Below are 26,164 nucleotides of genomic sequence, written 5' to 3'. Positions count from 1 at the left end.
TGATAAGGCATACCATACCGAAAGGCAGGAACTTATGATGGACTTATCGAAACAGTCTCCAGAAAACGTCAATTACATGATCGAGGAAATAAAAGCTAAATTGCGGATGGTTAATGTCGATGCGATGAAAGCTGAACATTTCAATGCTTCACAGTATGAGGATTTGCGCGATTTGTATGAAATGGTCAAAAAGCGTGATAATATCACACCAAATGAAATGCAGGCAATCGCCCAGGAACTTGGCTCGCTGCGGAAATAAGAAAAGCGACATCGAAGAGCCGGGCTGTTAGAGTCTGGACAAAGAAAAGCCCCCGAATTTTTTCGGGGGCTTTTTAATATTTATCTGTAATTTCTATTGAGGTTTACTGTACTGCGCAATATACCAGCCACCCTCTTTGATGACAGTGTGGATGCCGAGCATTTCCAGTCCGGCCGCTTGTCCCCAATCACGTAATTCTTCGCGGGTAGGAAGGCGGTACAGATTATCGAAGGAAGAAAAGAAACTGTTGAAGACATTTGCAAATGGAGGATCGTCGCTGCTCCCGGCGATGGGCGTGACGATTGAAAGTACGCCGCCAGGACTGACCCATCCGGCCAATTCATAAATCAGTGCTTCGCGCTTTTCGAGATCAATATAATGGAGAACATTATTCATCATCACCATATCAAAAGTCTGTTCGGGATGATAATCCCATAAATCCGCATTTTGAATTTCGATATTTTCATCCTCGGCTGTCAGCTGCTGCGCTTTTTCTGTCACTTCTTCACTGATTTCAATACCGGTGAATCGGGTTTCCGGAAATCTGCCGGCTAATTTTTTAATGTAGCCCGCTTCTCCGCAGCCGATATCCAGTACCGAACGGATATCGTTTTCACGGATGCGCTTCGACATTTTAGGCATAGCCAGCACTTCGAGCAATCTGCTTGTTTCGGCCACCGTGCCAGCGTGTTTTTCTTCATCAAAATGAAGCCGGTTGCTGTTGCGCATCATTTCCGGGTAATTCAGGAGCGTCGGTATATGAAGCTCCATCATTTCCTTCAACAATACGCCGGAAGAATTATCCCCTTTCGGTTTAGGCAATTTCCATGTATTAGCGAGCTTATGGCGTCCGCGCCCAGCCTCTTTGAGATGTCCAATGGAAACCCCGACGGCCACCCATTGCTCAAGAAGTTTTTCGTCCAATCCATAAGCATCTGCGACATCCGATTTGGCCATCGGCCGCTCAAAGGCCTTAAACAAATCCAGTTCATAACCGACATAGGCATGCCAACTGTAAAGGAATGGTTCATTTCTCTTCATATACATCCTGGCTTTAAACATTTTCATCACATCTATCATATTAACCCCTCATCTTTCCATGGATAATCGTCTTCCCTTGTGTAATATCTCAGCTCTTTTGATTTTTTCGGGAGATCCCTTAAACGGACAGGAATAATGCCTCCCTGGATAAATCTGTCCCTTACGTTTTCCTTCCACATGCCGAGTCCTGAGACATTAAGCATTTGCTTGAAATGAAGAATTGGATCCTCTTCCATCCGTTCGAATGTTTTCTGGCGAAGAAAGCTGACCGGTTTGAATGGATAGGAATACGCAAGCGCAGCCAAGTGGCTGAGCTGGATGACATGATCCGCCCGTTTATAACGGACTTTCTCATACCATTTTAAATTTTCGGGATTTTTTTTATGGTTTTCAATCATATCCGCTGTGAGCTCGCCAAGAATATCTGCGTCCTGGATCGCCATATTCATGCCTTCTCCCGCCATGGGATGGACGGCGTGCGCTGCATCGCCGATAATCGCTTTATTGTCCCTGACGTACGAGGGTGCATGAAACATCACTGGAATCATCAATTGAATTTTCTTCCAATCAGTCAACTGCTGGACATAGCCGTCCATGGCCGGAGCGAGATCCGTATATAGCTTGTGGAAATGACTGATCGGTTTTTCCTTCAGTTCCTTATAATCTCCCTCCGGAATCAGATAGACTGACCGCACCTGATTATCTGGCAATGGAAATAAACCAAGAAAACGATTATATGTAGAGATAATTTGACCGTCCGTAAAAGTTTCAGGCCTCGGGAAAGATACTGTTAAAAAATGATGATTATAGGCAGTTTGTTTAATATCAACTTCCATATGCTTTCTTGTCACAGATGCTCTTCCCTCTGCACCAAAAAAGAATTCTGCCTCGACTTCCAATTTTTCCTTGCCTGCTTTCAGCAATGCTGTGTTTTCGGTATATCCGGTACAGGATGTTCCCGACATATAATGGAAATTCTTATATTCTGATGCAGCCTTCAATAGAATATCCTTGAGTTCTTCGTGATGCACCATGAAGGCAGCATTAAATTTACCGGGCAATACGCTGTAATCCATGAAAGTCTGGTCACGGACCTGAAGTGAACTGGACAGTTCGAGCATATCCAGGACTTTGATTTCGTTGCTACGGGCAGTAATTTCGTCGTAAAGGCCCAATCCCTCGAATATCTGCAGGCTTTTTGGCTGCAGCAATTCCCCTTTATATGTAGGCGCTTTTGCCTTTAAACGCTCTGCCATTACTACTTCAACATTCCGCTGAACAAGTTTAAGGGCGAGTGTAAGGCCACCGATACCGCCGCCGCTGATAAAGACTTGTGTTTTCATCAAACTCAGCTCCTCATTACTGTATTCCTCAAACCTTAGCCAGAAAAACCTCACTACTGGATATCCACACAAATAAAGTCCGAATCTTTTTACCACAAAGATACTTAAGACCTATAAAGTTAGATTTTCTCAATGATTTTCGGAATAACATGGATATTTAGCAGGCAGGCATTGCGGACTATGACTGAAAATTGATACTATAATAGAGATGAGAGGAGAGATTCATTTGACATCATTAAACGATAAATTGACACGCTATGCCGAATTGGCGGTAAAGGTTGGCGTTAACATCCAGCCAAACCAACAACTTTACATAGCAGCTTCACTCGAGGCAGCACCACTTGTACGCCTTATTGTAAAAAAAGCATACGAAACTGGGGCAAAACAAGTATTCGTAGACTGGAATGACGATGAAGTATCAAGACTGCGTTTCGAAATGGCTCCGGAAGATTCCTTCTCGGAGTTTCCTTCCTGGAAAGTTCAGGAGCGGGAGCAATTGGCGGAGCAAGGTGCTGCTTTCATGAGCATTGTTTCGCAAAGCCCTGATCTTTTGAAAGGAATCGATTCCAAACGCATTGCTGCCTTCCAGAAGGCAAGTGGACAGGCACTCAATAAATACCGCCAATATGTTCAATCCGACAAAATCAGCTGGACGGTTCTTGCTGCTCCTTCAAAAGCATGGGCAGCTAAAGTTTTCCCGGATGTGCCGGAAGAACAGCAAATTGAAGCTTTATGGGAAGCCATCTTCAAAGCGGTCCGCGCAGATTTGGACCAGCCGATTGAAGCGTGGAAAGAACATGATGCGTTATTGCATACCAAAGTCGATTACCTGAACGGCAAAAAATATTCGAAATTGCATTACACTTCCCCTTCCACTGACTTGGAAGTTGCTCTTCCAAAAGGGCATTTATGGTGCGGTGCCGGTTCAATCAATGAAAAAGGTGATGCTTTCATGGCCAATATGCCAACCGAGGAAGTATTCACTGTTCCACAAAGAGACGGCGTAAACGGTTATGTTTCGAGCACGAAACCACTTAGTTACGGCGGAAATATCATTGATGATTTCAAAGTCACTTTTGAAAACGGACGCATTACAGACGTAACGGCAAAGCATGGCGAAGATGTATTGAAGCAATTGGTTGATACTGACGAAGGTTCACATTATCTGGGAGAAGTTGCTCTTGTGCCGCATGAATCACCAATCTCAGCTTCCAACATCCTTTTCTACAACACTTTATTTGATGAAAATGCTTCAAACCATTTCGCTATCGGGAGCGCTTACTCTTTCTGCCTTGAAGGCGGCAAGAAAATGTCTTCCGAGGAATTGCTTGAACATGGCTTGAACCAAAGTATTACGCATGTCGATTTCATGGTCGGTTCTGAAAAGATGGATATTGACGGTATTTTGGAAGACGGCACACGTGAGCCGATTTTCAGAAACGGCAATTGGGCATTTTAAATCTCACTAATTCGACACTTAATCTTTTTTCAATTATCATGTATACTAAGATATGATAATCATAGTCGAGAGGGGAGTTATCATCATGTTGTCTGGTATTGTCACAGTATTAGGTTTTATGGCTGTAATCTTCATGTTCTTCTTCACGTTGCTCCATTATTTAGGGAAAGAATTGCATACACATGACGCAGAGCACGTAGATCCGCATCCGGATCGCAAATACTAAATTTTATACTTGAAAGCAGACTTTTTTAACAAAAAAGTCTGCTTTTTTACTAGATTAAAATGACCGAAAGATTACAGTTTGGAAACATTTCATTTGCACATCGATTACATACTAAATCAAACGTCCCACAAAACATCACCTTCTTAATTCGATAGGCCCCCGTTATATTGCATTCTGCTGCACTGAAAAAAACAGCTGGATTTAAGCGTGTTAAAATTCAAAATGGACTTGTTTTATATTAGGAGGAGTTTAGGCATGTTTTCTTCATCGGATATCGGAATTGACTTAGGAACCGCAAATATACTTGTTTATACAAAAGCAAAAGGCATTATTTTAAATGAACCTTCAGTAGTAGCCTTGGACACTAAAACCGGTAGAGTTATCGCAATCGGCGAAGAAGCCAAAGCAATGATCGGCAAAACGCCAGCTTCCATCCGTGTGGTGCGCCCGCTCAAGGATGGCGTAATCGCCGATTTTGATGTGACCACAGATTTACTGAAAATGGTTATGCAAAAAGCAGCGAAGCAAATGGGGGCTGCTTACCGGAAACCGAATGTCATGATCTGTACCCCTTCCGGCGCCACTTCAGTGGAACGCCGGGCCATTCATGATGCAGTTAAACAAAGCGGCGCGAAAAGCGTTCATTTAATCGAAGAACCGGTTGCTGCTGCCATCGGCGCTGATCTTCCTGTAAGCGAACCGATTGCGAGCGTCATCGTGGATATCGGCGGCGGCACGACAGAAGTCGGCATCATTTCGTTCGGAGGCGTTGTTTCCTCCAATACTGTAAAAGTGGCCGGAGACCGTATGGATGAGGATATCGTCCAATACGTACGCAAGCATTACAATGTATTAATCGGTGAACGCACTGCGGAAAATATCAAAAAAGAAATCGGCTATGCGCTGATTCCACATAAAGCAGAAACCATGGAAATCCGTGGACGCGATATTATGACCGGATTGCCGAAGACAGTCACTTTAACTTCAACAGAAATTCAGGAAACGCTGAAAGAGCCATTATTGGCTATTTTGGAGTGTATCCGTGCCACTCTTGAAAATTGCCCGGCTGAACTATCAGGCGATATTGTCGATCAAGGTGTCGTAATCACTGGCGGCGGAGCTTTGCTGAAAGGCATGCAGCAATGGCTGTCTGAAGAAATCTCAGTACCGGTCCATATGGCACCGATGCCACTCGAATCAGTTGCCATCGGCACTGGACGTTCGCTCGTCATGATGGACAAACTCGATAAAATTTCAAAATAACACTATTCCGGAAGCTTTGATGCTTCCGGATTTTTTATTGTCTACGGATGAAAATAGTCATCAGCCTGATTTTCGATTAAAATAAAAGACAGTAACAGTTTAAGGAGTGGTAAATGTGTCAATGCTGAATGAAATACTGGACTATAACAAAAAGTTTGTTCAAGAAGAAGAGTATGAGCAATTCATCACTACAAAATTCCCTGACAAGAAAATGGTCATTTTGACTTGCATGGATACGCGGCTGTTTGAACTGCTGCCAAAATCCATGAATTTAAAGAATGGCGACGTAAAAATCGTCAAGTCAGCCGGCGCTGTCATCAACCATCCATTTGGTGGAATCATGCGCAGCCTGATAGTCGCGATTTATGAACTAAACGCTGATGAAGTTTATATAATCGGACATCATGATTGTGGAATGTCGGCCATTGAACCCCAGAAAATCCTTGAAAAAATGAAGACTAGAGGAATTGCTGAAGAAACCATTGATATGATGCGCTATTCCGGTGTTAATCTCGATGAGTGGCTGCGTGGTTTCGATAATGTTACAGAAAGCGTCCGCCATAGTGTCAACATGGTTCGCAATCATCCATTGATGGATATTAATGTACCGATACACGGACTGGTAATTGATCCGACTACCGGCAAACTCGATTTGGTTGTAGACGGAAATGAAAATCGCTGAAAAGGTTTGACCGAACAGCATTCGGTCGAACCTTTGCGACGAAGCTAGCGCAGCGATGCAACGCCCTTTCATGTCTCGAAGCTAGCGAAGCGATGCAGAGACAGGAGCAAAATTTTTGGCAAGCGAAGCTGACTTGCGGGATATCGATTTCCTATATTTCTTTCTCTACAAGCAAAAACCGCTGAGAATTTTTCAGCGGTTTTCTTTCGGAAAATAAATATAATCAGTCAAAATTCCTTCCTTGCCGAACTGCCTCAGCAAGGAAACAATCTGTCCCCGGTGATAAGAAGCGTGATTGATAAAAGCGAAAAGCATCTCTTCTCTCGTTTCTTCAAAAGAATCCCCACGGAGATTGGTGAATTTCATAAGCTTCTGCCACTGCTCTTCATTCAGTGACGAGAAATACAGTTCCATTTCCGCATGGAGCAGCATAAATGCCTCTTTTGCCTCTGCTGCCGTATCTACACCGAATTGTTCTGCTGCTGGTTTTGCGATGCCGGTCATTCTTAACAGCCATAGTTTTTCAACGGTGATGACATGGCTGACTGTTTCTTTAATCGAAGGAAAGGAACTGTCTCCTTCTTTTGTATAAATTTCTTCTCCAAGGCCTTCTATGTGTGACAGGATTTCCTGGCTTGCCCACTTATGGTAGGCAAACAGTTTATCTCGAAGCATAAGGCACCTTCTTTCTGTCGGCGTATTAGTCCCACAGCCATCTTTTCATTTCTTTCCACCATTTTTTATAGGCGGCCTTACCCTTTCAAAATTCCTTTTCAAGAATGGCATAATGGTAATGATCTTCCCACACCCCATTGATATGAAGAAATTCCTTTAATAATCCTTCATTCATGAACCCAGCCTTTTCCAGTACTCGTACAGAGCCCGTATTTCTCGGAGATACATAGGCTTCGATCCGGTGCAGCTGTATTTTTTCAAAACCAAAAGCGACGATCAGTCCCACAGCTTCTGTGGCAATGCCGCGGCCCGTATAGGATTCATCGATGGAATAACCGACCAAAGCACTGAGAAATGGCAAACGCTTGATGCTGTACATGGAAATATGGCCAATCAGCTTATGCGTGTGCAGTTCAAAAATACCAAAACTGTATTCCCTGTTTTCCCTTGCCTGATAGATGGATTCACGAATTTTCTCACGCTGGACGGCAGGCGTAAAATAACTGTCCCGATGCTGAGGTTCGAAAATTGCCCAGTATTCCCTGTTTCGGAGGAGCAATTGCACCATTTCTTCCGCATCGTCTGCTGTCAAAATCCGAAGGTAGCACAACTTGCCAGTCAATAGAAAATTCATATCATTCAGCAGGAGACGTCAGCGAAATAAACTCTTCAGCATCTTTTACACAAAGAGCAATACCTTTTTCCCAGAATGCTTCTTGTGTAATATCTTCTCCCAGATGCTTCATCGCCAAGTCTTCAGCAGTCATGATTGCCGTATCACGCAAGAGCGCCATATATTTTTCCTCGAATCCTGCTCCTTCTTCCAATGCTTTCGCATAAACGCTCAATGAGAACAAATAGCCGAATGTGTAAGGGAAATTATAGAATGGCACATAAGTAATATAGAAATGGAGCTTGGATGCCCAGAAATGCGGATGAGTGGACTTTAACCCGCCGCCGAATCCTTCTCTCTGTGCTTCTTCCATCAATTCATTCAGGCGAGAAGCCGGTACGACACCTTTTTTCCGTTCTTCATAGAAGCGTGTTTCAAACAGGAACCGTGAATGGATGTTCATGAAGAAAGCGACACTGCGTTGAACTTTGTCTTCAAGCAAAGCAACTTTCTCGTCATCTGATGCTGCATTTTTCACGGCCGCATCAGCAACAATCATTTCAGCGAAAGTGGAGGCCGTTTCTGCCACGTTCATCGCATAGGAACGGTTGATCTGATGGACAGGGCGCAGCGCGTAGGAATGGAATGCGTGGCCAAGTTCATGTGCTAAAGTGGCGACATTCGACATCGAACCGCTGTAAGTCATGAAAATACGTGATTCTTCAGTCATAGGAAGGCCGGTACAAAAACCTCCCGGACGCTTATTGGGCCGGTCTTCCGCTTCGATCCAGCCTTTTTCAAAAGCATCGCGTGAGAATTTCTCAAGTTCCGGACCAAATTTTTTAAAATGTTCCAAAATGAATTCTGCACCTTCCTGATAGGAAAACGATTGGGTGCTCTCTGTTACAGGAGCGTCCACATCGTACCAATCGAGCCCGTCTTTTCCGAGCAATTTCGCTTTCTGGTTAAGGTAATCGACAAACGGCTGTTTGTTTTTTGAAATTGCTCCCCACATAGCATCCAATGTTTCCTGCTTCATACGATTCATCTGAAGCGGTTCATGCAGCGGGTTTTCCCATCCACGCTTTTTATAGACTTCCAGACGGAATCCTGCGATGGAATTTAAAGTCTTTGCGAAGAAATCCTCTTTTTCTGTCCATGCATCCTCGAGTTTCCTATAGGAATCTTTTCTGACTTCCGCGTCAGCATGGGAACTTAAATTATTTGCCTGTCCTACAGACATTGTCTTTTCCTGGCCATCGACAGTGATTTTAATCTTAATGTCACCCACAAGCATATCGTAAAGCTGGCTCCAGCCATGATAGCCATCCATGCTCAATGCCGTAATCAGGTTTTCTTCCTGTTCGGAAAGCAATTGCTTCGCTTCATCGCGCCATTCATTCAGAACGAAAGTGAATTCATTGAGTTCATTATCCTGCATTAATTGCTGCCAGACATAATCATCCGTTTTTGTCAGGTCCTGCTGGATTTTCTGAAGAGCTGAATTGAAACGCGCACTTAAAGTGGCAGATTCACTCTGCAGCAGTGATGCTTTTTTGTCTTCCGTATTTTGTGCCTGCAGGCAGCCGATGAAGGCGCTGGACTGGCGAAGGTGCAGCATCATATCTTTTACGGCTTCAAGCACCTCTGCCACTTGCCGGGCATCTTCCGCTTTTTCCGGCACAGCAAAGTTGCGGGAAAGTTTTTCAAACTCCTCGAGCTTGGGTCCTGCTTCGTCCATATGTACACGCAATTCGGCTGACTCGCTCCCGCCTGGGAACAAAACATCCAAATCCCACACTTCCTGATATTTCACTGTCATGGCTTTTCCTCCTGATAAACTAAATTTTCTAAAAACACTTATGAGTATACCATTTTTCTTCGGATTACGGAATATAGGAGGAGAATCAACAGGCTTGCTGACATATTATCGACGATTTCCCTGAATTTTTTCTGCAATTTGCCGAACAGTTAATTGTTGTCAGAAACAAGGAACGGTATACTGAGAGCGAGGAGGGATTACAGATGTTCCGTTTGATATTAATGACTATCGCCTTTTTGGCCGTTGTTACAGTTAACGCATTAGCCAATATTCTGCCGATAAACGGGCAAACCACCGGCGAAATCTCCAATAGGCTCCCTGTTTTGTTTACTCCTGCCGGTTACGTATTTTCGATCTGGTCAGTGATATACATACTATTAGCTATCTGGATTGTGGGATTCTGGATCCGTTATAAGAAAGAGAAAAAACTGCCTTCCCCAGCCATCAGTTTGTATTTTATCTTAAGCGCTGGCGCCAATATCACTTGGCTGCTGCTTTGGCATTACGAATATTTTGCCTGGTCGATAGCAGCGATGCTCGCATATCTTGGTTCTCTTATTCTCCTGTATCTTCAATATAATAATAATGAGAGAAAAATAACCGAACGGCTTCCTATCTCGGTCAATATGGGATGGATCAGTGTCGCGACCATCTCAAACATCAGTTATGTGCTGACTTACTATAACTGGGGAGGATGGGGCCTCAGCAATCAGCTATGGGCGGTTATTATGCTGACTGTTGCTACTGCACTTGCCCTTCATGTACGCTTCCACCATTCGGATATTCCCTTCGCTTTAGTGTTCGTTTGGGCATTTGTCGGCATTGCCATAAAGCATGGGATGGATGAACTGCTTGTCACAACCGCGTCTTTATTCCTCAGCGGCGTGATTGTCACAGGCATCCTGCTGATCAAGAAAAAGTAGCGTTATGAGTTTTAAATATCAATATTTAAAAAATAAAAAGCCTGCGATATGCAGGCTTTTTTCTATTCCTCTAATTTAGTTAACAAAATCGGTTCGCCTTTTGTGACCAGAACCGTATGTTCGATTTGCGCGACAAGCGACTGGTCCGGCGTGATGAATGTCCAGCCGTCACCCGATTCGATGATATGTTCCGCTTTCTGTGAGATGAAAGGCTCAACAGCGAGGACCATTCCTTCTTTAAGGATTGTCGTTTCCCAGGCATCATAATAATTCAGGATATGCTGAGGAGCTTCATGCAGTGATTTTCCTATGCCGTGGCCGGTCAGGTTTTTGATAACGAACAAGCCTTGCTCTTTCGCTTCCCGCTCAACGGCTTTACCGATCTGATTTAGTTTTGAACCTGCTTTGACTTTAGTCATCGCCCGTTCGAATGCTTTTTCAGCCGCTTCACAAATCTTCTCTTTGTCAGGATGGCCGTCCCCCACTACAAATGAAATTCCTGTATCGGAAAAATAGCCCCCATATGAACCGGATACATCGATATTAACAATGTCCCCTTCTTCGATAACGCGTTTTCCCGGAATGCCGTGCGCCACTTCTTCATTCACACTGATGCAGGTATAACCCGGAAAATCATATTCGGATTTCGGACCGGAAACGCCGCCGAGCTCTTTGAACAATCGTCCGCCCAACTCGTCTATTTCCTTTGTAGTCACGCCAGGCTTGGTCGCTGCTCTCATTTCCTCACGGATTTTCGCGACCATTTGCCCCGCTTTTTTTAACATTTCAATATCTTTTTCATTGGTTGCAATCATTAAATACCCTTCTTTCAAGCTTTTCTATTCAAGAATTATACCATAAAAGAAAAGCGACAGCGAAGAGCTGGCCCATGATTTTAAGGCCAGCTCTTTGCGACGAAGCAGCGAAGCGATGCAGGAGCACGGGTTTTGGAAAGTGGAGCTGTATTGCGGAATATCGGTTTATAGTTTTCTTCATTAATAAACTAAAAGAAGACTATCATAAGATAGCCTTCTACTTTTATTCTTTCACATCGATCAATCTCGGAGCGGCTATAAACAGAATGGAACAGACAAACGCTGTCAGCAGAAACGCCGGTACCATATAAGTCGCGTTGTAAACCAACGAGTAAATATAAACATTGCCCGTCGCAAATTCACTGAAGAACCAGATTCCTACTATGACATGTACCAGATAGCGCAGGAATGCGCCGATCAAAGCTCCTGCTACGATGGATGAGACAGCTTTCCCTCTCGAAACATTCCGTAAATTCTTCAGATATGCAGACCTCATTATTCCCGCCACCCCCACACTGGCGAAAGCAACCAGATAATCGAGCGTCACTTGTGTAAAAGCGAAACCGAATGATAAAGGCACTACATAGACACGCCCCGTAACAAGCTGGAGCAAGCCGACTACTAGACCGGTCAAAATACCTGCTCCCATACCACGACGGAACGCCATCAGGATAATCGGGATCATCACCAGACTGACCGATCCTCCCTGCGGCATACTGAACGCGATGAAGTCCAGGACAAAACCAAGGGCTCCGAAAATCGCAATTTCGAGCATCAACAATAATTTTTTATTTCTCATGATATCCTCCCATGTGTTTGCACATCACCAGAAGGGCCGCCAATAAAAACCATACAAAAAGCGGCACCAGGACAGACCCTGGCGCCGCATAAGGGCAGGTTTCCATCCACATCCCTGCGCAAGTGTTAACTTACAGGTTCAAAGGGTAAGAACGGTTCCGTTCACTCTCAGCAAAAGCTCCCCTTGTGGTGTATACAGTTATTTTCGTAACACCTGTATTGTAACGGACATACAGAAGAGATGCAAGTTCGTTTCATCTGGAGACATTAGGGTATTGATGAAGTAAATGTTGCAGAAAGGCGGTGAAGGCAGCAGAAATTGCTGCTATGCTTATATGATCGAATTATTGAAGGATTTAATCAAAATCAAAAGTGATTCAAAAGAAGGCGCCAATGACGCTCTTCTTTTTTGCGCACGCTGGCTCGAGAAACACGGTGAAACTGTCGAAGTCCATGACAATAAAGGATTTTTGATGCTGACGGCCCAGAAAGGCCAAGGATCAGAAAAGCTGATATGGAACGGGCATGTCGATGTAGTTCCCGGCCACGACGAGCAATTCACTCCAATGGAGGAGCTGGGACGTCTGTATGGCCGCGGTTCAGCAGATATGAAAGCTGGCGTAGCCGCAATGATGCAGGCATTCATCGAACTTGATCCGGAAAAGTTAAAGCGCGAAGTCCAGCTACACCTTGTCACTGATGAAGAGATTGGCGGCCATAATACTTCTGAATGGCTGGTCTCCCAAGGACACAGCGGCAACTTTGTCATTTGCGGTGAGCCTACAGGCTTGAAAGTCGGACTCCAGTCAAAAGGCATCCTGCATATGGATATGGTCTTCAAAGGCAAGCCGGCGCACGGCAGCCGTCCTTGGGAAGGCATAAATGCCATCGAACAGGCGATGAAATATCATATGGCCATGGCGGAGCTGCCTTTCCGAAAAGAATCTACAGAATACTATGAGCAGCCATCCGTCAATCTGGCCATCATCAAGGCCGGTGAACGTTATAATATGGTGCCGGAACTCTGTGAAATGTCCTACGATATCCGTTTTATGCCAGGACAAGATCCAAAAGAAATTACGCGCCAGATGGTGGAACTGGGCGATACACTTAATATCGATTTTGATTATAAGTCCAGCTCATCCACTACACCAGCACTGACAACGACAGCTGAAAACCCATATATTCAAACTTTGCAGGAGAGCATTCGCAGCAATACCGGCAATGAACCAATTCTGTTCGGCCAACACGGAGCTGCAGACACCCGCTATTACGCCGCCGTTACAGGCGGCGAGGGTGCAATCGAGTTTGGACCGACAGGCGACGATTGGCACGGCAACGCCGAGTATGTTGAAATTTCTAGTGTCCATGAATATAAAGATATTCTCGTGTCCCATGCGTTAAGCTGAGTGCTATGTTTAAGTTAACTGGAAAACGGGCATTTATGAAGTATCTATAAAACGAATGGAGCGATAAATATGGCAGTAGGAAGATTATTGAGAACAGCGATTAAATACGGTCCTATAGCTTATCCGGTTATCCGCAAATTTATGAATAAGAAGAAATCAAAAGGAAATGCACAGACTAATACAAGCCAATACAAGACTAAACAACCAAAACGATAAATGAAAATCCCGCGCCTGAATTATCAGGTGCGGGATTTTTTTGATTCTATATAATCGGTAAAACTGTGCGAAGAGCCAGGTAACCCGATTTCAGATCGGGAAGGAGCCCAGCCGATTGATCGGTCTCCACTTCTTCAGCATCTGTATCTGCAGGCTCTCCCGTTTCGGTATCCGGCTGGGAATTGCCGGCAGCCTGCTCATCCTGCTCCTGAAGGATTTCTTCAAAACTTATGGGATTCGGCTCGGGTAATTCGCGGTTTTCCACGACCCAGCCTTCGCGGTACTCTGCCAAAAACTCATTGGCCATCGCCTGGTAACCTTCAAAATTCGGGTGAACATCTCCAGGATTCGGCACTTTAGATACTGCATTTTCACCAAACGCCTCATCGACTGATACAAAAATCGCGCCGGCTTTTTCAGCTTCATTTTCCAGGATTTCATTTAAGATTCCTACCTGCTCAGCTATGCCTTCTTTCTGCGATTCACGGGCATGCGGATAGGCGAAATAATAACCCATAACGTATATATCTGCATTAGGTGCAGCTTCATTCAACCTGCTTAATATATCACTGATATTTTTTCTCGCTTTATTCAGCGCAAAATCTGATTGGATGCGCTGGAATTGGAGCGAGCCGTCAGCCGGATTTGCCTGCACCAGCCGCAGCAGATCATTGGCTCCTGCCGACAATGTGATGATATTAGCCGATGCCAGAAGTTCCTGAGTCGCCTCTTCCTCTACACGCTCCAGAACATCCGCTGTCGTAAATCCAGGAAAAGCGAGATCTTTCGAAAACAATGCGACCGGCTGATTGCGGCTTAACTCCTGTGCGATTAAATCCGCATAACCAGTGTCAATCTGGCTTTGTGGCGTCTGGCCCGCAGCGAGTGAATCACCCAGAGCTATATAGGCAGCCGGTATTTTCACTTCAGCTGTCGCTGTATTCACCATACTGATTGAAAGCGTCAAAGCCAGCAGCGTTGCAGCAGTTTTTTTCATTTCTATCACCTCTTAGAATGCCCAGTTGCCTTTTCGGAAAACCGGAATCTTCGAACCGTCTGCAGTGATGCCATCAATATCCATTTCAGCACTGCCAATCATAAAGTCTTCATGAACAATGGATGTATTCAATCCCAGCTCTGCCAGTTGCTCACGTTCAAGATCGCGGGCACCCTCGTAGCAGGTTGGATAAGAATCGCCGATTGCCAAGTGGTTTGATGCGTTTTCATCAAATAAGGTATTGAAGAACAACAGGCCGGAATCCGAGATCGGCGATTGATGCGGTACCAATGCCACTTCGCCTAGATAAGCCGCGCCTTCATCTGAATTGATCATTTCATTTAACAGCTCTTCACCTGTTTCAGCTTCAGCTTTAACAATTTTGCCATTTTCGAAAGTCAGTGTGAACCCATCGATGATGTTGCCTTGATAGACAAATGGCTTTGTATTGCGGACAAAACCATTGACTCCATTTTTTAATGGAACCGTATAAACTTCCTCTGTCGGCATATTCGCGATGAACGGATTGCCTTGCGGCGTTTTTGATGCACCGGACATCCAGATATGCTTGTCCGGCAATCCGATTGTCAAATCAGTGCCCGGAGCGGAATAATGCAATTTTACAAAACGATGATCATTTAGCTGGGCAGCTCGTTTCTCAAGGAAATTGATATGCTCTTTCCATAGAGCAACAGCATCTCCTCCCCCGATTCGCACGGTTTTGAATATCGCTTCCCAAAGAGCTTCAATCTGCCGTTCAGGTGCTAGATCCGGAAAGACTTTCGCAGCCCATTTTTCTGATGGGATTGCTACAATCGACCATGCCACTTTATCGGAACCCACTGCCTGGCGGTATCTGGCCAATGCCTTGCCCGCAGCTTTCTGAGAGTTCGATAAGCGTTTTGCTGGAATGCCGGTCAATAGATCCGGATCTTCCGCATCAATCCACAAAAAAGAACCGCCCTTCTCAATAATTTCATCGCGCTGCACAACTGACCACTCCGGATACTCCGTAAATGCTTCGTCAGGCGCCAGTTCATAATGCGTACGCGTCTGAACCGGGTCTGAATAATTCACATGAACATTTTTCGCACCGGCTTCATATGCTTTTTTCACGACCAGACGGGTAAACTCAATCGTATCGGTCGTGGTATTGATAAGCACATGCTGATCTTTTTGGACATTCAGTCCAACGTATACGGTCAACTCCGCATACTGTTCCATTTTTTTCTGAAAATCCATTATTTTTTCCCCTTTGTATTTACTGTCTTGCTTGACCCCTCAATCAATTCTCCGCCGTGCATGATTTTCTGAACAGGCTTCGAAGGCAAGTCCTTCGTGAATTTTTTATAATGTCTTTCATCCTGATAAGCTAACAGAGTCAATACTTCACCATCTTTTCCGGCTCTCCCTGTCCGTCCTGAGCGGTGAAGATATTGATCGATTGTTTTTGGAACATCCACATGGATAACGTGTGTTACCGAATCAATGTCCAGCCCGCGGGCTGCGACCTCTGTTGCAATAAGGATTGACACTTCGCCTTTACGGAAAGCATCAAGCGCTTTTTTGCGTTCATCCTTATTCATTTCGGAATGTAATGTGACTATTTTAGTGTCGCGGAACTTTAATTTATTTTCCTTCATCAATAACTGGTCAAGGTTATTGACGAATGCCAAAGCTTTTACCCCGTCGATATGCGATATGCGGCGCAGCAAATCCGTCTTATCACGTTCATCCACTTTTATGAATGAGTGCGTCACTTTTCCTTGCATCGGCATTTCCTCTGCTGTGACATGGAGGCGTGTCGGATGCTGCATGAGACGTTCCGCAACCAGTTCCACTTCTTCTGTAATCGTTGCCGAAACGAGCACCAGTTGCCGCTCATTCTGTGTCTTCTCAATCAGAGCCTTCATGACATTGCGATGTTCGCGTGCCATCAATTGATCTCCTTCATCAAGGACCAGGATGCGGATTTCATGCATTTTCAACTTTTTGCTTTTGACGAGTTCATTCAAGCGACCGGGTGTTCCAACTACAATCGTCGGTTTTTTCTTCAATTTTTCCAATTGGCGCTGCATATTGGCACCGCCGATCAATTGTGTCACGGTTACATCTGTGCCTTCTGTCCACTCCCGCAACACATTTACGATCTGCATCGACAATTCCTGTGACGGTGCAACAATCATTGCCTGTGTGGCTGCCTTTTGCGGATCCACCCGCTGCAGAATAGGCAATACATAGGCCAGCGTCTTGCCCGACCCTGTAGGTGATTGGGCTAAGATATCGTTTCCTGCTATCATTTCAGGAATCATCTGCTCCTGAATCGGCATGATTGATTCAAATCCGGTTTTTTTCCACTTTTCCTGCCACTCTGGTTTTAGTTCTTCTATAAATGTCATTTTAATTCCACCTTCTTTTCAATGCTTACAGTGTACCATATTTGGCGTTCTAACGCCTTTTTTTGATGAATTCCGCTTGCTTGTCATGCACTAAAAACAAAGAAAGCCGCTCCGTAAATCGGAGCGGCCAAAGTTTAAGATTCTGTAGCTTCTTTTCGGGTATAGACCATTTCTTTTTCCTGTTCCGTTACCGGACGCTCCGGCTTTTTGATGAACAGTGCCAACAGCAGCGCAGTTAATGCGATGAACGTTGAAATGAAGAATGAGAAGTTGATGCCTTCAAGCATTGCCATATTCACAATATTTTCCGGCGCAGTTCCACTCTCCAGCAAATCAGCGGCAGCCGATTCAGTGCGGGTGTTCATCAAAGTAATCAGGAATGCAGAGCCGATAGCTCCCGAAACCTGCTGCAAAGTATTATTGATGGCTGTTCCGTGAGGATAAGCTTTCATCGGCAACGTATTCAATCCATTGGTCATAACCGGCATCATGACAAGTGAGATGCCAAGCATCCGAATGGAATAGATAATCATGATCTGCCAATAGCTTGTATCCAATGTTAGCTGGCTGAATAGGAATGTCGTGATGACGACAAGTGCCAAGCCGGGGATTGCCAGAACTTTAGCGCCCCATTTATCAAACAGTCGGCCGGTAATCGGAGACATCATTCCCATTATCAATGCACCCGGCAGCATCAATAAGCCCGAATTAATCGGTGAAATCCCTTTGATGGTCTGAATATAGATCGGCATGAGAATCATCGCTGAGAACATGGACATTGATAATACAATTGAAATCACTGATGACAATGCGAACATCGGGTATTTATAGATCCGCATTTCGAGCAGCGGCTCATCGAGCTTCAATTGGCGCAGGACGAATAACACAAGAGAAATCAAACCGACGGCTATTGTAATGTAGACGACAGGATTGGACCAGCCCAGTGTGCCTGCTGAACTGAAGCCGTATAGAATGCCTCCAAAACCAAGACTGGATAAAACCAGTGAGAACTTATCAAGAGAGATTTCCCGGTTCTGGAATGTTAAATTCTTTAATTTGAAAATACCCAAAAGCAAAGGGATCAATGCTACCGGCAGCACGATGAAAAATAGCACGCGCCAATCGTAGTTTTGAACGATAAAGCCTGATAATGTTGGGCCAATTGCTGGTGCAACGACCATGACAAGCCCGAAATAGCCCATCGCGGTCCCGCGTTTTTCAACCGGAAACGCAGCGAGCATCACATTCATCAGAAGCGGCATCATCAATGCTGCTCCGGAAGCCTGCAAAAGACGCCCGGCGAGAAGGAATGCAAAGGTCGGTGCCAGGCCGGCAATCAATGTCCCCAGTGAAAACAAAGACATTGCGACGATAAAGATGGAACGGTTTGAAAAGCGCTGGATGAAAAATGCACTGGCTGGGATCAATATCCCGTTCACCAGCATATATCCGGTTACCAGCCACTGGGCGGTAGCCGCTTTAATACCAAAGTCTGCCATGATTTCAGGCAGGGCAATGTTCAATAATGTCTGGTTGAATATTGCTACAAACGCCCCTGTGAAGAGTATTGCAATTATGCCGTAAGGCGGCTTTTTCTGTTCGGTCATTGTATTTCTTCCTCCGTATATTTCATGCTGAATTTGTTTTTCTCAATCTCCATTTCATTATTCTATACCCGCAGTATATATTTATCAACAAAAATATACCGGTTGTTTAGTTTTATTGCTTAATTGCCCAATTACGGGTATTCTGAGGATAGACTACGAGTATAAAGGTGAGTTAAATGAATCGAAAAAAACAAAACATCATAGATGCCGCATACTCTCTTTTCATCAGCAAGGGGTATAATTCTACTTCAATCCAGGATATCCTCGACGAAGCAGGCATTTCAAAAGGCACTTTTTATAATTACTTTACGTCCAAAACGGAATGTCTTATCGCTATCATGGAATCGGTAGGCAACGAAATTCGCCAGAAACGGATGGAAGCTGCTGCCGGAAAACCGGTGAATGATCCGACAGTGCTGGCCGAGCAGCTATGTGTAAGGATTCAAATGAACCGGGAGAAGAATCTTTTTTCGCTGTACGAAAGCATTTTCTATTCCCAGGATAAAGAATTAAAGGATTTTGCGAAGAATTCCTATCGAAAAGAATTGGATTGGATATCTTCCCGCATTATTGATATATACGGACCAAAAGCAGCCCCATTTGCACTTGATAACGCAGCAGCGGTGCACGGATCAGTTCAGCAGCTTGTGAATATCTGGCAGCTGACAACGGATGAGGATCTTCCAACGAAAAAATTGGCGTCTTTTGTCATTAACCGTCTGGACGTTTCCATTTTGGCTCAAATGGAATCTGGAGCACGTTTCATTTTGGCGCCGACCGTTTACACCGAAAAAACTTCTGATAACCTTTCTGTAAAAGAACTTGCACAGCAACTTGAAACCTGCAGCCTCTCTTTCGGAGAGGATCATGCTTCCCGGCAGCTTGTGCTTTTTCTTGCAGAAGAACTGAAATCGGAAGCACCTCGCAAAGCCCTGCTTGAAAGTGTGCTGGGAACACTTACAAATAATCCGGAGCATGAATCGGACTTACTGATTTTACTTGAACAGGTATGGAAGAAACTCGCCAAATTTTAAACGAAATAAAAAGAGGCTGTCCGATAAGTCATCAAACGACTTATTGGACAGCCCCTTTGTCTCTAATAAAGTGCAGGGAAATACTATTGCTCCTGTCTCTGCATCTCTGCGCTAGCTTCGTCGCAAAAGGAGTTGCCCAAAATTCCTTTTGGGACAAGTCCTTTTACTATGGTTTTTTTCTTCCTTTTGTCGCTTGTTCAAAAGCGAAGGCATACTCGATCATCTTTGGTTCACTGAATGCCATTCCTGTAAATGTTATTCCAAAAGGCTCTTTCGTTTCAGTGAAGCCAAAAGGGACAGTGATAGCCGGGAAACCGGCAGCCGCCCCTACATTGCAGCCAAAATCCTGCGGCAGGATGATAGCATCAGCACCGATCTCTTTCAAAGTGGCATTAATCCCCTGTTCGGCAGCCAGGAAGCGATTGCGTTCAAGTGCTTCAACATATTCCCTTTCGGTCAGCATCCCTGTCAGAAGGTTTGCCTGCTCCAGCAGGTTTTGGCCGAATTTCAGCATTTTATCGGAGTTTTCACTATTGAAAGCAATTATATCGTCCATGGATCTAATCGGATTCATCGAATTGGTCCTTGCCAAATAAGCATTCAAATCTGCCTTGAATTCGTGGAGCAACACGGCGAACCCCAGATCTTCTTGGTTTGAGCCAAGATCCACATTTTCAATAATTTCGGCACCACATTCTTTAAGTTTCATTTTCGCCTGTTCAAATAATTCCATTTGCTCGTCAGAGATTTCCTTGAATAATTCCGGAGTCACAGCCAGCCTGACATTTTTTAAACCGTCTTTTTTCAGATGGACGCTCCAGTCGTAAGCTTCAAAATCACTGGAAAACCTTGTGATTGGATCATCTGGATCAAAGCCGATGAGAACTGAAAAGACATTCACTGCATCTTTGACTGTCCGGGCAAGTGTTCCAGCCGTGTCCTGGGTATGGGATAAAGGGATGATGCCGTTTCGGCTGATCATCCCGACCGTCGGCTTCAAGCCAACAAGACTGTTTTGGGCGGCCGGATTTATAATCGAACCGGAAGTCTCCGTACCGATTCCTGCAGCTGCCAGATTAGCAGCAACAGCAGCTGCTGACCCGGAACTGGAGCCGCCCACATCAAAAGCTCCGTAAGGATTGTGGACCTGGCCTCCCCGTGAGCTGTACCCGTTTGTCATTTTATCCGACATAAAATTGGCCCATTCAGTCATATTCGTCTTGCCCATTATCACCGCTCCGGCTTTCTGCAGCTTTTCAATCACAAAGGCATTCCTGTCTGCATAATGTTTTTCAAGAGCCACAGAACCGGCACTGGTATGCATTTTATCTGCAGTATCCATATTATCTTTCACCACTACGGGTATTCCGTGCAACGGCCCTCTCGCTCCCTTTCGCTGCCGTTCAAAATCAAGCGCTTGGGCGATTTGCAGAGCATCCGGATTAATTTCAAGAAGTGCATTGATATTTTTATCACGCAGCGATATATTCTCCTTATACATCAGAACCAATTCCTCTGAAGTTACATTCCCTGCCTGCATCTCTTCCTGCATTTCAGACAAGGTCATTTCATCGAGGCGGTCTCTCCGGTAATCCTCCAGCTTTTGATGATGCATATTATTCCCTCCCGTATCCTTTTTTTAACCATCAAAGGAAATTCTGATGGAAAATAAAAAAGCCGCAGCTTACGAGCTAAGGCTTTTCTGCGTATATTCCTTCATCAATTCATATAAACTCAATTCATATAATTGCCGTCCATTAATTTTAAAAACATTCTGCGCCACCAATTCCTCGATGACATTTGAGCGTTTATCTTCGAATTTCGATTCTGGTATCTGTTCCATGCTATTCGTTCTCTCCTTGTGAAGTATTCCTTTGTCTTTACCCACCGGAGCCCCTTCATGAAACGTTTCTATAGAAATAAAATAAAGAAAAACCGGATGCAAATTGCATCCGGTTCACTTTATATGAAATTTACTCAGCAAGCTGCAGCCATGCAACTGCCTCACAGTGTGTGGATTGCGGGAACATGTCCACCGGCTGCACTTCCTGGGTGCGATAGCCGCCGTCTTCGAGTATGCGTAAATCTCTGGCAAGTGTCGCCGGGTTGCAGGAAACATAGACAACTCGTTCCGGCCGCTGTTTCAGGATGGTTTGCAGCAATTGCTCATCGCAGCCTTTTCGCGGCGGATCAACAACAAGTACATCCGCTTTTTTGCCTTCTTTATACCAGCGAGGAATCACCTGCTCGGCAGGACCTGCCTCGAATAAGGTATTGCTAAGGCCATTGAGTTCCGCATTGCGTTTGGCGTCTTCGATAGCGGGCGGAACAATTTCCACGCCCATGACGAATTTTGCCCGCTGCGCAAGGAATAAGGAAATCGTTCCTATACCGCAATAGGCATCAATGACAGTTTCATTGCCGGTCAGATTGGCATATTCGAGTGCCTGGCCGTAAAGCACTTCTGTCTGCTCCGGATTTATCTGGTAAAAAGAGCGTGCTGAAATTTCAAACCGGACATCGCCGATCTGGTCTTCGATAACATCTTTGCCCCATAGTGTAATAGTTTCATCACCGAAAATGACATTTGTTTTTTCCGGGTTAACGTTCTGGACAATCGATACCGTTTCCGGAACCAGCTCCTGAATCAATTTCAAAGCTTCAGCAGCCTGCGGGAATTTCTTTTTCTTGGTAACCAGCACGACCATGATTTCTCCTGTGGCACGCGCTTTCCGTACGACCACATGGCGCAGCTGTCCGCGGTGAGTTTCTTCCTCATATGGTTCAATGCCCATTTCTGTCAGCTTATGTTTGATGCCGGCCATAATGCTGTCCGCTTCCGGTGTCTGGATGATGCAGATATCGGTATCGGCAATCTGGTGCGAGCGTGGCTGGTAGAACCCGGCGACCACGCGTCCATCTTCCATGCCGAAGGGAATCTGCGATTTATTGCGGTAGCGCCACGGATTTTCCATTCCTTTGACAGGATGGACGGGAACGTCAGGCAGCTTGCCGATGCGGGTGATGGCGTCACGCACAAGCTTGCGTTTAAACGTCATCTGCCCTTCATATGACAAATGCTGAATCTGGCAGCCACCGCATGTATCGAATACTGGACAAGGCGCTTCGACCCTGAACGGCGAGGCATTTTCAATTTCCAGCAATTTTGCAAAACCATAGGATTTAAGTGTCTTTAAAACATGGATGTGGACATCTTCTCCCGGCAAAGCACCGTGGATGAATAATGGATATCCCTCTACTTTGGCAACTCCTGCCCCGTCGTGGGTCAAATCTTCCACGTGGACCAGCAGCCGATCATTTTTGTTTACAGGTTTCAATTCGTTCACTCCATTTCACGTTTCTCTATTCTACATGAAAAAACGCGCCAGGCAAAGCCTGGGCGCGCATTCAATCGTTATCTTTAGGTACCGATCCATCTTTCAATGCAAACCAGAAACCGAAAACCAGTGAAGCTAATAATACGAGAAACGGTGCATAGAATATCAAGAAATCCTGCATGGAAATTGCCCCCTTTTATGCATGATAATCCGATTTGCCTTTGACATAATCTTTATCGAACAAGAACAGGCGGAACAATAGATACAATGACGGCAGCAACAAGCCTAGGCCTGCTATAAACGCAATAATTAATGCGATTGCCATCGATTCGTTGGTAAAACCATCGTAGATAGTCAGATATGGATATAAAAGATATGGATAATGGGAAACGCCATATGCGAAAAATGCTGTAAAGAATTGACCGACAAGCAAAATGAACGCCAACCCATAGTTTTTCTTCTTCCAGATTAGATAAACTGTTCCGATAAACAACAGGAACGAAATTGCGAATGCCCACCAAAGATCCAGAATCCGGCTATAATGCTCAGGATTGTGGCCGCGTAATTCGAATATGATCCCTGTCGCCGTAACGATAGCAGGTCCTGCCCATACGAGCGCGTATTTGCGGATCAGTTCAGTTGCCTTGACGTCACCCGCTTTATTGGCATACCAGGTCAGAAATACTGCGGAGATGTAAAGCACTGCGGTAATGCTCAGCACAACGATGCTCCACATCAACGGACTCGTAAAGAGTGCCCAATAATCCAGATAGGGTTCGCTGCCATTCATTTTGATGAAGCCGCCTTCCGACATGGCGAGTACCGGTGATAAGGACGCCGGCAGCAGCAGACCCGATAATCCGTACATATAAATGTAGCCTCGGTGATTGATTCGCGCTCCGTAAGTCGCAAAGGCATAATAAGAGCCGCGGATGGCGAGCAAAATCAGCGCCAGACTGGCAGGGACGAGCAAAGTCGTTCCATAATAGAATGCGGTTTGCGGGAAGAACCCGATGATTCCCACAAAGAAAAATACGAAGAACACATTCGTAACTTCCCAAACCGGCGACAAATAGCGCTGAATGATGTTGGTTAAAATATGCTGTTTGTTCGTAAAGGCGCTGTAAGCGTTGAAGAAACCTGCTCCGAAATCAATGGATGCCACAATTACATACAGGAACAGGAAAAGCCAAAGCACCGAAATTCCGATTATTTCAAGCGTCATTCCGGATCACCGCCTTTGTCAGCCTTTTGTCTTTGTGCAAGTTCTTTCTCTACTGGATTACGTTTATACATCCGTGATAACACCACGATGGTTCCGATTCCCAGTATGAAATACAATCCTGCAAACAGAATGATCATTAAATCGACCTGGCCGCTTGTAGTAGCAGCCTCGCTTGTTTTCATATAACCACGCAGAATCCATGGCTGCCGTCCGACTTCCGTAAACCACCAGCCGGCCTCGATTGCGATCAACGCCAACGGTCCGGTTGCCACTGTCAGCCAGCGGAACCATCTCTTCGTGATTATCGGCCATTTGCGCCATGCCGCTACGACATAGACAAAGGAGAAGAATGCAAGCCACATGCCGATTGTCACCATCGTATCAAACAGATAATGTATCCAGAGCGGCGGAATTTCGTCTTCAGGAAACTCATTCAGCCCCGTAACTTCAGCATCAGGCAAACCATGCGCCAGTATGCTCAGTGCATAGGGGATTTCAATCGCGTACTTCGGTTCCTGCCCGTCAAGCACACCGAAAAGAATCAACCTTGCTTCGTCTTCTGTTTCAAAATGCCATTCGGCAGCTGCCAGTTTTTCAGGCTGGTATTCGGCAAGGTATTTACCGGAAAAGTCACCGATTAGAGCTGTTGCAATTGAAAACACAAGACCGAGTTTCATGGTCATCAACAAGGCTTTTTTATGATATACATGAGTCGATCCCTGTAAGATGCGGAGAGCGGCGATCGATGCCAACACAAACGCGCTGGTCATGAAAGCCGTAGACATGACATGCGCCACTTTTGTCGGCACAGCCGGGCTTAGCATTGCCAGCAATGGGCTGACATTGATCAATTCACCATTCACCAAATCGAAGCCTTGCGGCGCATTCATAAATGAGTTGACCATCGTGATGAAGACCGAGGAAGCGGCCGCTCCCAGTGCCACTGGAATCAGCAGCAGCAAATGTTTTCGCTGATCTTCGAAACGGTCCCATGTATACAGGTAAATACCAAGAAAAATTGCTTCAAAGAAAAATGCGAATACTTCCATAAACAATGGCAAGGCAATCACATTTCCCGCCATTTGCATAAAGTTCGGCCAAAGCAGAGATAATTGCAAGCCGATTGCTGTCCCTGTCACAACCCCGACTGCTACTGTTATAACAAATCCTCTCGCCCATCTGCGGGCAAGCAGAATGTAATGATCATCTTTCTTTTTGATCCCGACCCACTGTGCGATCAAAATCATCAGTGGCACACCGACTCCGATTGTTGCATAAAGAATGTGGAACGAAAGAGTCATCATTGTCAGGATACGGCTTAATAACGCTGTATCTTCAAATCCCATTTCCTTTATCCCTCCCAAGGAATATAGTTCACCGTAAGTTCTACATTTATTGTACCCTAAGCAGACCTGCTGAATCCCCTAAGAGGAATTCAAAAACCGCACATTTTCCCCAAACTTTGAATAAGCTGTGACAAGAATTGATAATATCACTTGAAATTTATTAGAATTTTTAGTATTCTATAAAGAACATAAAAAAAGGGTGATTTATATGGAAACAAGCAGAAAAGTATTCGCCTACATCACAAGAGGCCCAGATGAAAACCGCGAATTACTGGTTTTCGAGTACAAAGGTGAACCGGAAGTCGGTGTTCAGGTACCCGGAGGTTCAATCGCTGATGGAGAAATGCTAATTGATGCACTTTACCGCGAAGTTCAGGAAGAGACGGGACTGCCACGCGATGTATTGGATTTTGCAGGAAAAATCCACAAGTATAATTATTATCCGGAGCACCGGGATAAGGTATACGAACGCAACATCTTCCATTTCGAATATACTGGTGAAAAAGTGGATGAATGGGAGCATACTATCAAAAGCAACGGGCGTGACAACGGCATGACTCTGTTATTCCGTTGGGAACCGGTGGATGATTTGCCGAAACTTGCGATGGAGCAGGACAAAGCGATCGAACTTTTGTAGAACTGGGAAAACACAGAAAGAAGCCTTGCAGTCTGTC

General features: G+C 45.1%; 26 protein-coding genes and 1 riboswitch. Of the genes, 9 read left to right on the top strand and 17 right to left on the bottom strand.

Going from position 1 to position 26,164, the window contains the following annotated elements; genetic code table 11:
- Positions 1-37: 37 nt before the first annotated feature.
- On the top strand, positions 38-259 hold the full coding sequence (locus DP120_RS17690) for a DUF1128 domain-containing protein (protein ID WP_084242285.1): 222 nt from the start codon (positions 38-40) through the stop codon (positions 257-259).
- A 93-nt stretch (positions 260-352) separates the two neighbouring features.
- Here the strand turns inward: DP120_RS17690 and DP120_RS17685 are convergent, their stop codons facing one another.
- Entirely contained in the window at positions 353-1,339 is a 987-nt protein-coding gene (locus tag DP120_RS17685) for a class I SAM-dependent methyltransferase (protein WP_112224956.1), read from the bottom strand.
- A complete protein-coding gene (locus DP120_RS17680) occupies positions 1,336-2,643 on the bottom strand; it encodes an FAD-dependent oxidoreductase (RefSeq protein ID WP_112224955.1) in 1,308 nt (435 codons plus the stop codon). Before DP120_RS17680 ends, DP120_RS17685 begins: the two co-directional genes overlap by 4 nt.
- Positions 2,644-2,869: 226 nt before the next feature.
- Between DP120_RS17680 and DP120_RS17675 the strand changes: the two genes are divergently transcribed.
- From DP120_RS17675 to DP120_RS17665, 4 genes are all read left to right on the top strand, one after another.
- Positions 2,870-4,102 (top strand): aminopeptidase, encoded by a 1,233-nt coding sequence (locus DP120_RS17675; protein ID WP_112224954.1) that lies wholly within the window; start codon positions 2,870-2,872, stop codon positions 4,100-4,102.
- Between the two features lie 85 nt (positions 4,103-4,187).
- Positions 4,188-4,328: a hypothetical protein gene (locus DP120_RS18560; RefSeq protein WP_165843834.1), complete on the top strand. Its 141-nt coding sequence runs from the start codon at positions 4,188-4,190 to the stop codon at positions 4,326-4,328.
- A 255-nt stretch (positions 4,329-4,583) separates the two neighbouring features.
- Positions 4,584-5,591: a rod-share determining protein MreBH gene (gene mreBH / locus DP120_RS17670; protein WP_112224953.1), complete on the top strand. Its 1,008-nt coding sequence runs from the start codon at positions 4,584-4,586 to the stop codon at positions 5,589-5,591.
- A gap of 115 nt (positions 5,592-5,706) precedes the next feature.
- Positions 5,707-6,273 carry a beta-class carbonic anhydrase gene (locus tag DP120_RS17665; protein WP_112224952.1) on the top strand — a complete coding sequence of 189 codons (567 nt, stop codon included), beginning with the start codon at positions 5,707-5,709 and terminating at the stop codon, positions 6,271-6,273.
- Between the two features lie 192 nt (positions 6,274-6,465).
- Here DP120_RS17665 and DP120_RS17660 read toward each other — a convergent pair whose 3' ends face one another.
- From DP120_RS17660 to DP120_RS17650, 3 genes are all read right to left on the bottom strand, one after another.
- Positions 6,466-6,948: a DinB family protein gene (locus DP120_RS17660; RefSeq protein ID WP_112224951.1), complete on the bottom strand. Its 483-nt coding sequence runs from the start codon at positions 6,946-6,948 to the stop codon at positions 6,466-6,468.
- Positions 6,949-7,033: 85 nt separating this feature from the next.
- A complete protein-coding gene (locus DP120_RS17655; protein WP_112224950.1) occupies positions 7,034-7,582 on the bottom strand; it encodes a GNAT family N-acetyltransferase in 549 nt (182 codons plus the stop codon).
- Position 7,583: 1 nt separating this feature from the next.
- Positions 7,584-9,383, bottom strand: a complete 1,800-nt coding sequence (locus DP120_RS17650; protein ID WP_112224949.1) for a M3 family oligoendopeptidase — start codon at positions 9,381-9,383, stop codon at positions 7,584-7,586.
- 203 nt (positions 9,384-9,586) lie between these two features.
- Here DP120_RS17650 and DP120_RS17645 point away from each other — a divergent pair, with 203 nt between their 5' ends.
- A complete protein-coding gene (locus DP120_RS17645) occupies positions 9,587-10,306 on the top strand; it encodes a tryptophan-rich sensory protein (RefSeq protein ID WP_112224948.1) in 720 nt (239 codons plus the stop codon).
- 62 nt (positions 10,307-10,368) lie between these two features.
- On the opposite strand, the gene map is transcribed toward DP120_RS17645, so the two are convergent.
- Together map and thiT are read right to left on the bottom strand one after the other, a co-directional pair.
- Positions 10,369-11,121, bottom strand: coding sequence for a type I methionyl aminopeptidase (map, locus tag DP120_RS17640; protein ID WP_112224947.1), 753 nt, complete (start codon positions 11,119-11,121; stop codon positions 10,369-10,371).
- Positions 11,122-11,344: 223 nt separating this feature from the next.
- On the bottom strand, positions 11,345-11,920 hold the full coding sequence (gene thiT / locus DP120_RS17635) for an energy-coupled thiamine transporter ThiT (protein ID WP_112224946.1): 576 nt from the start codon (positions 11,918-11,920) through the stop codon (positions 11,345-11,347).
- A 94-nt stretch (positions 11,921-12,014) separates the two neighbouring features.
- Positions 12,015-12,114: riboswitch (TPP riboswitch) on the bottom strand.
- 140 nt (positions 12,115-12,254) lie between these two features.
- Here thiT and DP120_RS17630 point away from each other — a divergent pair.
- A complete protein-coding gene (locus DP120_RS17630; protein WP_112224985.1) occupies positions 12,255-13,328 on the top strand; it encodes a M20 family metallopeptidase in 1,074 nt (357 codons plus the stop codon).
- Between the two features lie 262 nt (positions 13,329-13,590).
- On the opposite strand, the gene DP120_RS17625 is transcribed toward DP120_RS17630, so the two are convergent.
- The 4 genes from DP120_RS17625 to DP120_RS17610 all read right to left on the bottom strand — a co-directional run bounded on the left by DP120_RS17625 (position 13,591) and on the right by DP120_RS17610 (position 18,547).
- A complete protein-coding gene (locus DP120_RS17625; RefSeq protein ID WP_112224945.1) occupies positions 13,591-14,541 on the bottom strand; it encodes an SGNH/GDSL hydrolase family protein in 951 nt (316 codons plus the stop codon).
- Between the two features lie 12 nt (positions 14,542-14,553).
- Complete coding sequence (locus DP120_RS17620) at positions 14,554-15,783, bottom strand: aminopeptidase (RefSeq protein WP_112224944.1); 1,230 nt, start codon at positions 15,781-15,783, stop codon at positions 14,554-14,556.
- On the bottom strand, positions 15,783-16,940 hold the full coding sequence (locus DP120_RS17615; protein WP_112224943.1) for a DEAD/DEAH box helicase: 1,158 nt from the start codon (positions 16,938-16,940) through the stop codon (positions 15,783-15,785). The genes DP120_RS17620 and DP120_RS17615 overlap by 1 nt, the downstream gene beginning before the upstream one ends.
- Before the next feature lie 134 nt (positions 16,941-17,074).
- Complete coding sequence (locus DP120_RS17610; RefSeq protein ID WP_112224942.1) at positions 17,075-18,547, bottom strand: DHA2 family efflux MFS transporter permease subunit; 1,473 nt, start codon at positions 18,545-18,547, stop codon at positions 17,075-17,077.
- Between the two features lie 176 nt (positions 18,548-18,723).
- On the opposite strand from DP120_RS17610, the gene DP120_RS17605 reads away from it, so the two are divergent.
- Positions 18,724-19,581, top strand: coding sequence for a TetR/AcrR family transcriptional regulator (locus tag DP120_RS17605; protein WP_112224941.1), 858 nt, complete (start codon positions 18,724-18,726; stop codon positions 19,579-19,581).
- Between the two features lie 166 nt (positions 19,582-19,747).
- Here DP120_RS17605 and DP120_RS17600 read toward each other — a convergent pair whose 3' ends face one another.
- From DP120_RS17600 to DP120_RS17580, 6 genes are all read right to left on the bottom strand, one after another.
- Positions 19,748-21,196 carry an amidase family protein gene (locus DP120_RS17600; RefSeq protein WP_112224940.1) on the bottom strand — a complete coding sequence of 483 codons (1,449 nt, stop codon included), beginning with the start codon at positions 21,194-21,196 and terminating at the stop codon, positions 19,748-19,750.
- 69 nt (positions 21,197-21,265) lie between these two features.
- Positions 21,266-21,424, bottom strand: a complete 159-nt coding sequence (locus DP120_RS17595; RefSeq protein WP_084242305.1) for a Fur-regulated basic protein FbpA — start codon at positions 21,422-21,424, stop codon at positions 21,266-21,268.
- Between the two features lie 130 nt (positions 21,425-21,554).
- Positions 21,555-22,919, bottom strand: coding sequence for a 23S rRNA (uracil(1939)-C(5))-methyltransferase RlmD (gene rlmD, locus DP120_RS17590; RefSeq protein ID WP_112224939.1), 1,365 nt, complete (start codon positions 22,917-22,919; stop codon positions 21,555-21,557).
- A gap of 70 nt (positions 22,920-22,989) precedes the next feature.
- Positions 22,990-23,100: a cytochrome bd oxidase small subunit CydS family protein gene (gene cydS, locus DP120_RS18845; protein WP_420812457.1), complete on the bottom strand. Its 111-nt coding sequence runs from the start codon at positions 23,098-23,100 to the stop codon at positions 22,990-22,992.
- 15 nt (positions 23,101-23,115) lie between these two features.
- Complete coding sequence (locus DP120_RS17585; RefSeq protein ID WP_112224938.1) at positions 23,116-24,144, bottom strand: cytochrome d ubiquinol oxidase subunit II; 1,029 nt, start codon at positions 24,142-24,144, stop codon at positions 23,116-23,118.
- Positions 24,141-25,490, bottom strand: a complete 1,350-nt coding sequence (locus tag DP120_RS17580) for a cytochrome ubiquinol oxidase subunit I (protein ID WP_112224937.1) — start codon at positions 25,488-25,490, stop codon at positions 24,141-24,143. Before DP120_RS17580 ends, DP120_RS17585 begins: the two co-directional genes overlap by 4 nt.
- Positions 25,491-25,698: 208 nt before the next feature.
- Here DP120_RS17580 and DP120_RS17575 point away from each other — a divergent pair, with 208 nt between their 5' ends.
- Complete coding sequence (locus tag DP120_RS17575; protein ID WP_112224936.1) at positions 25,699-26,127, top strand: NUDIX hydrolase; 429 nt, start codon at positions 25,699-25,701, stop codon at positions 26,125-26,127.
- Positions 26,128-26,164 lie beyond the last annotated feature (37 nt).

The sequence above is a fragment of the Planococcus halotolerans genome, from assembly GCF_003289955.1.
In the GTDB taxonomy this organism is placed as follows: Bacteria; Bacillota; Bacilli; order Bacillales_A; family Planococcaceae; genus Planococcus; species Planococcus halotolerans.
Note: the sequence above shows the minus strand (reverse complement) of the source record. Positions and strands in the feature narration are given on the sequence as shown.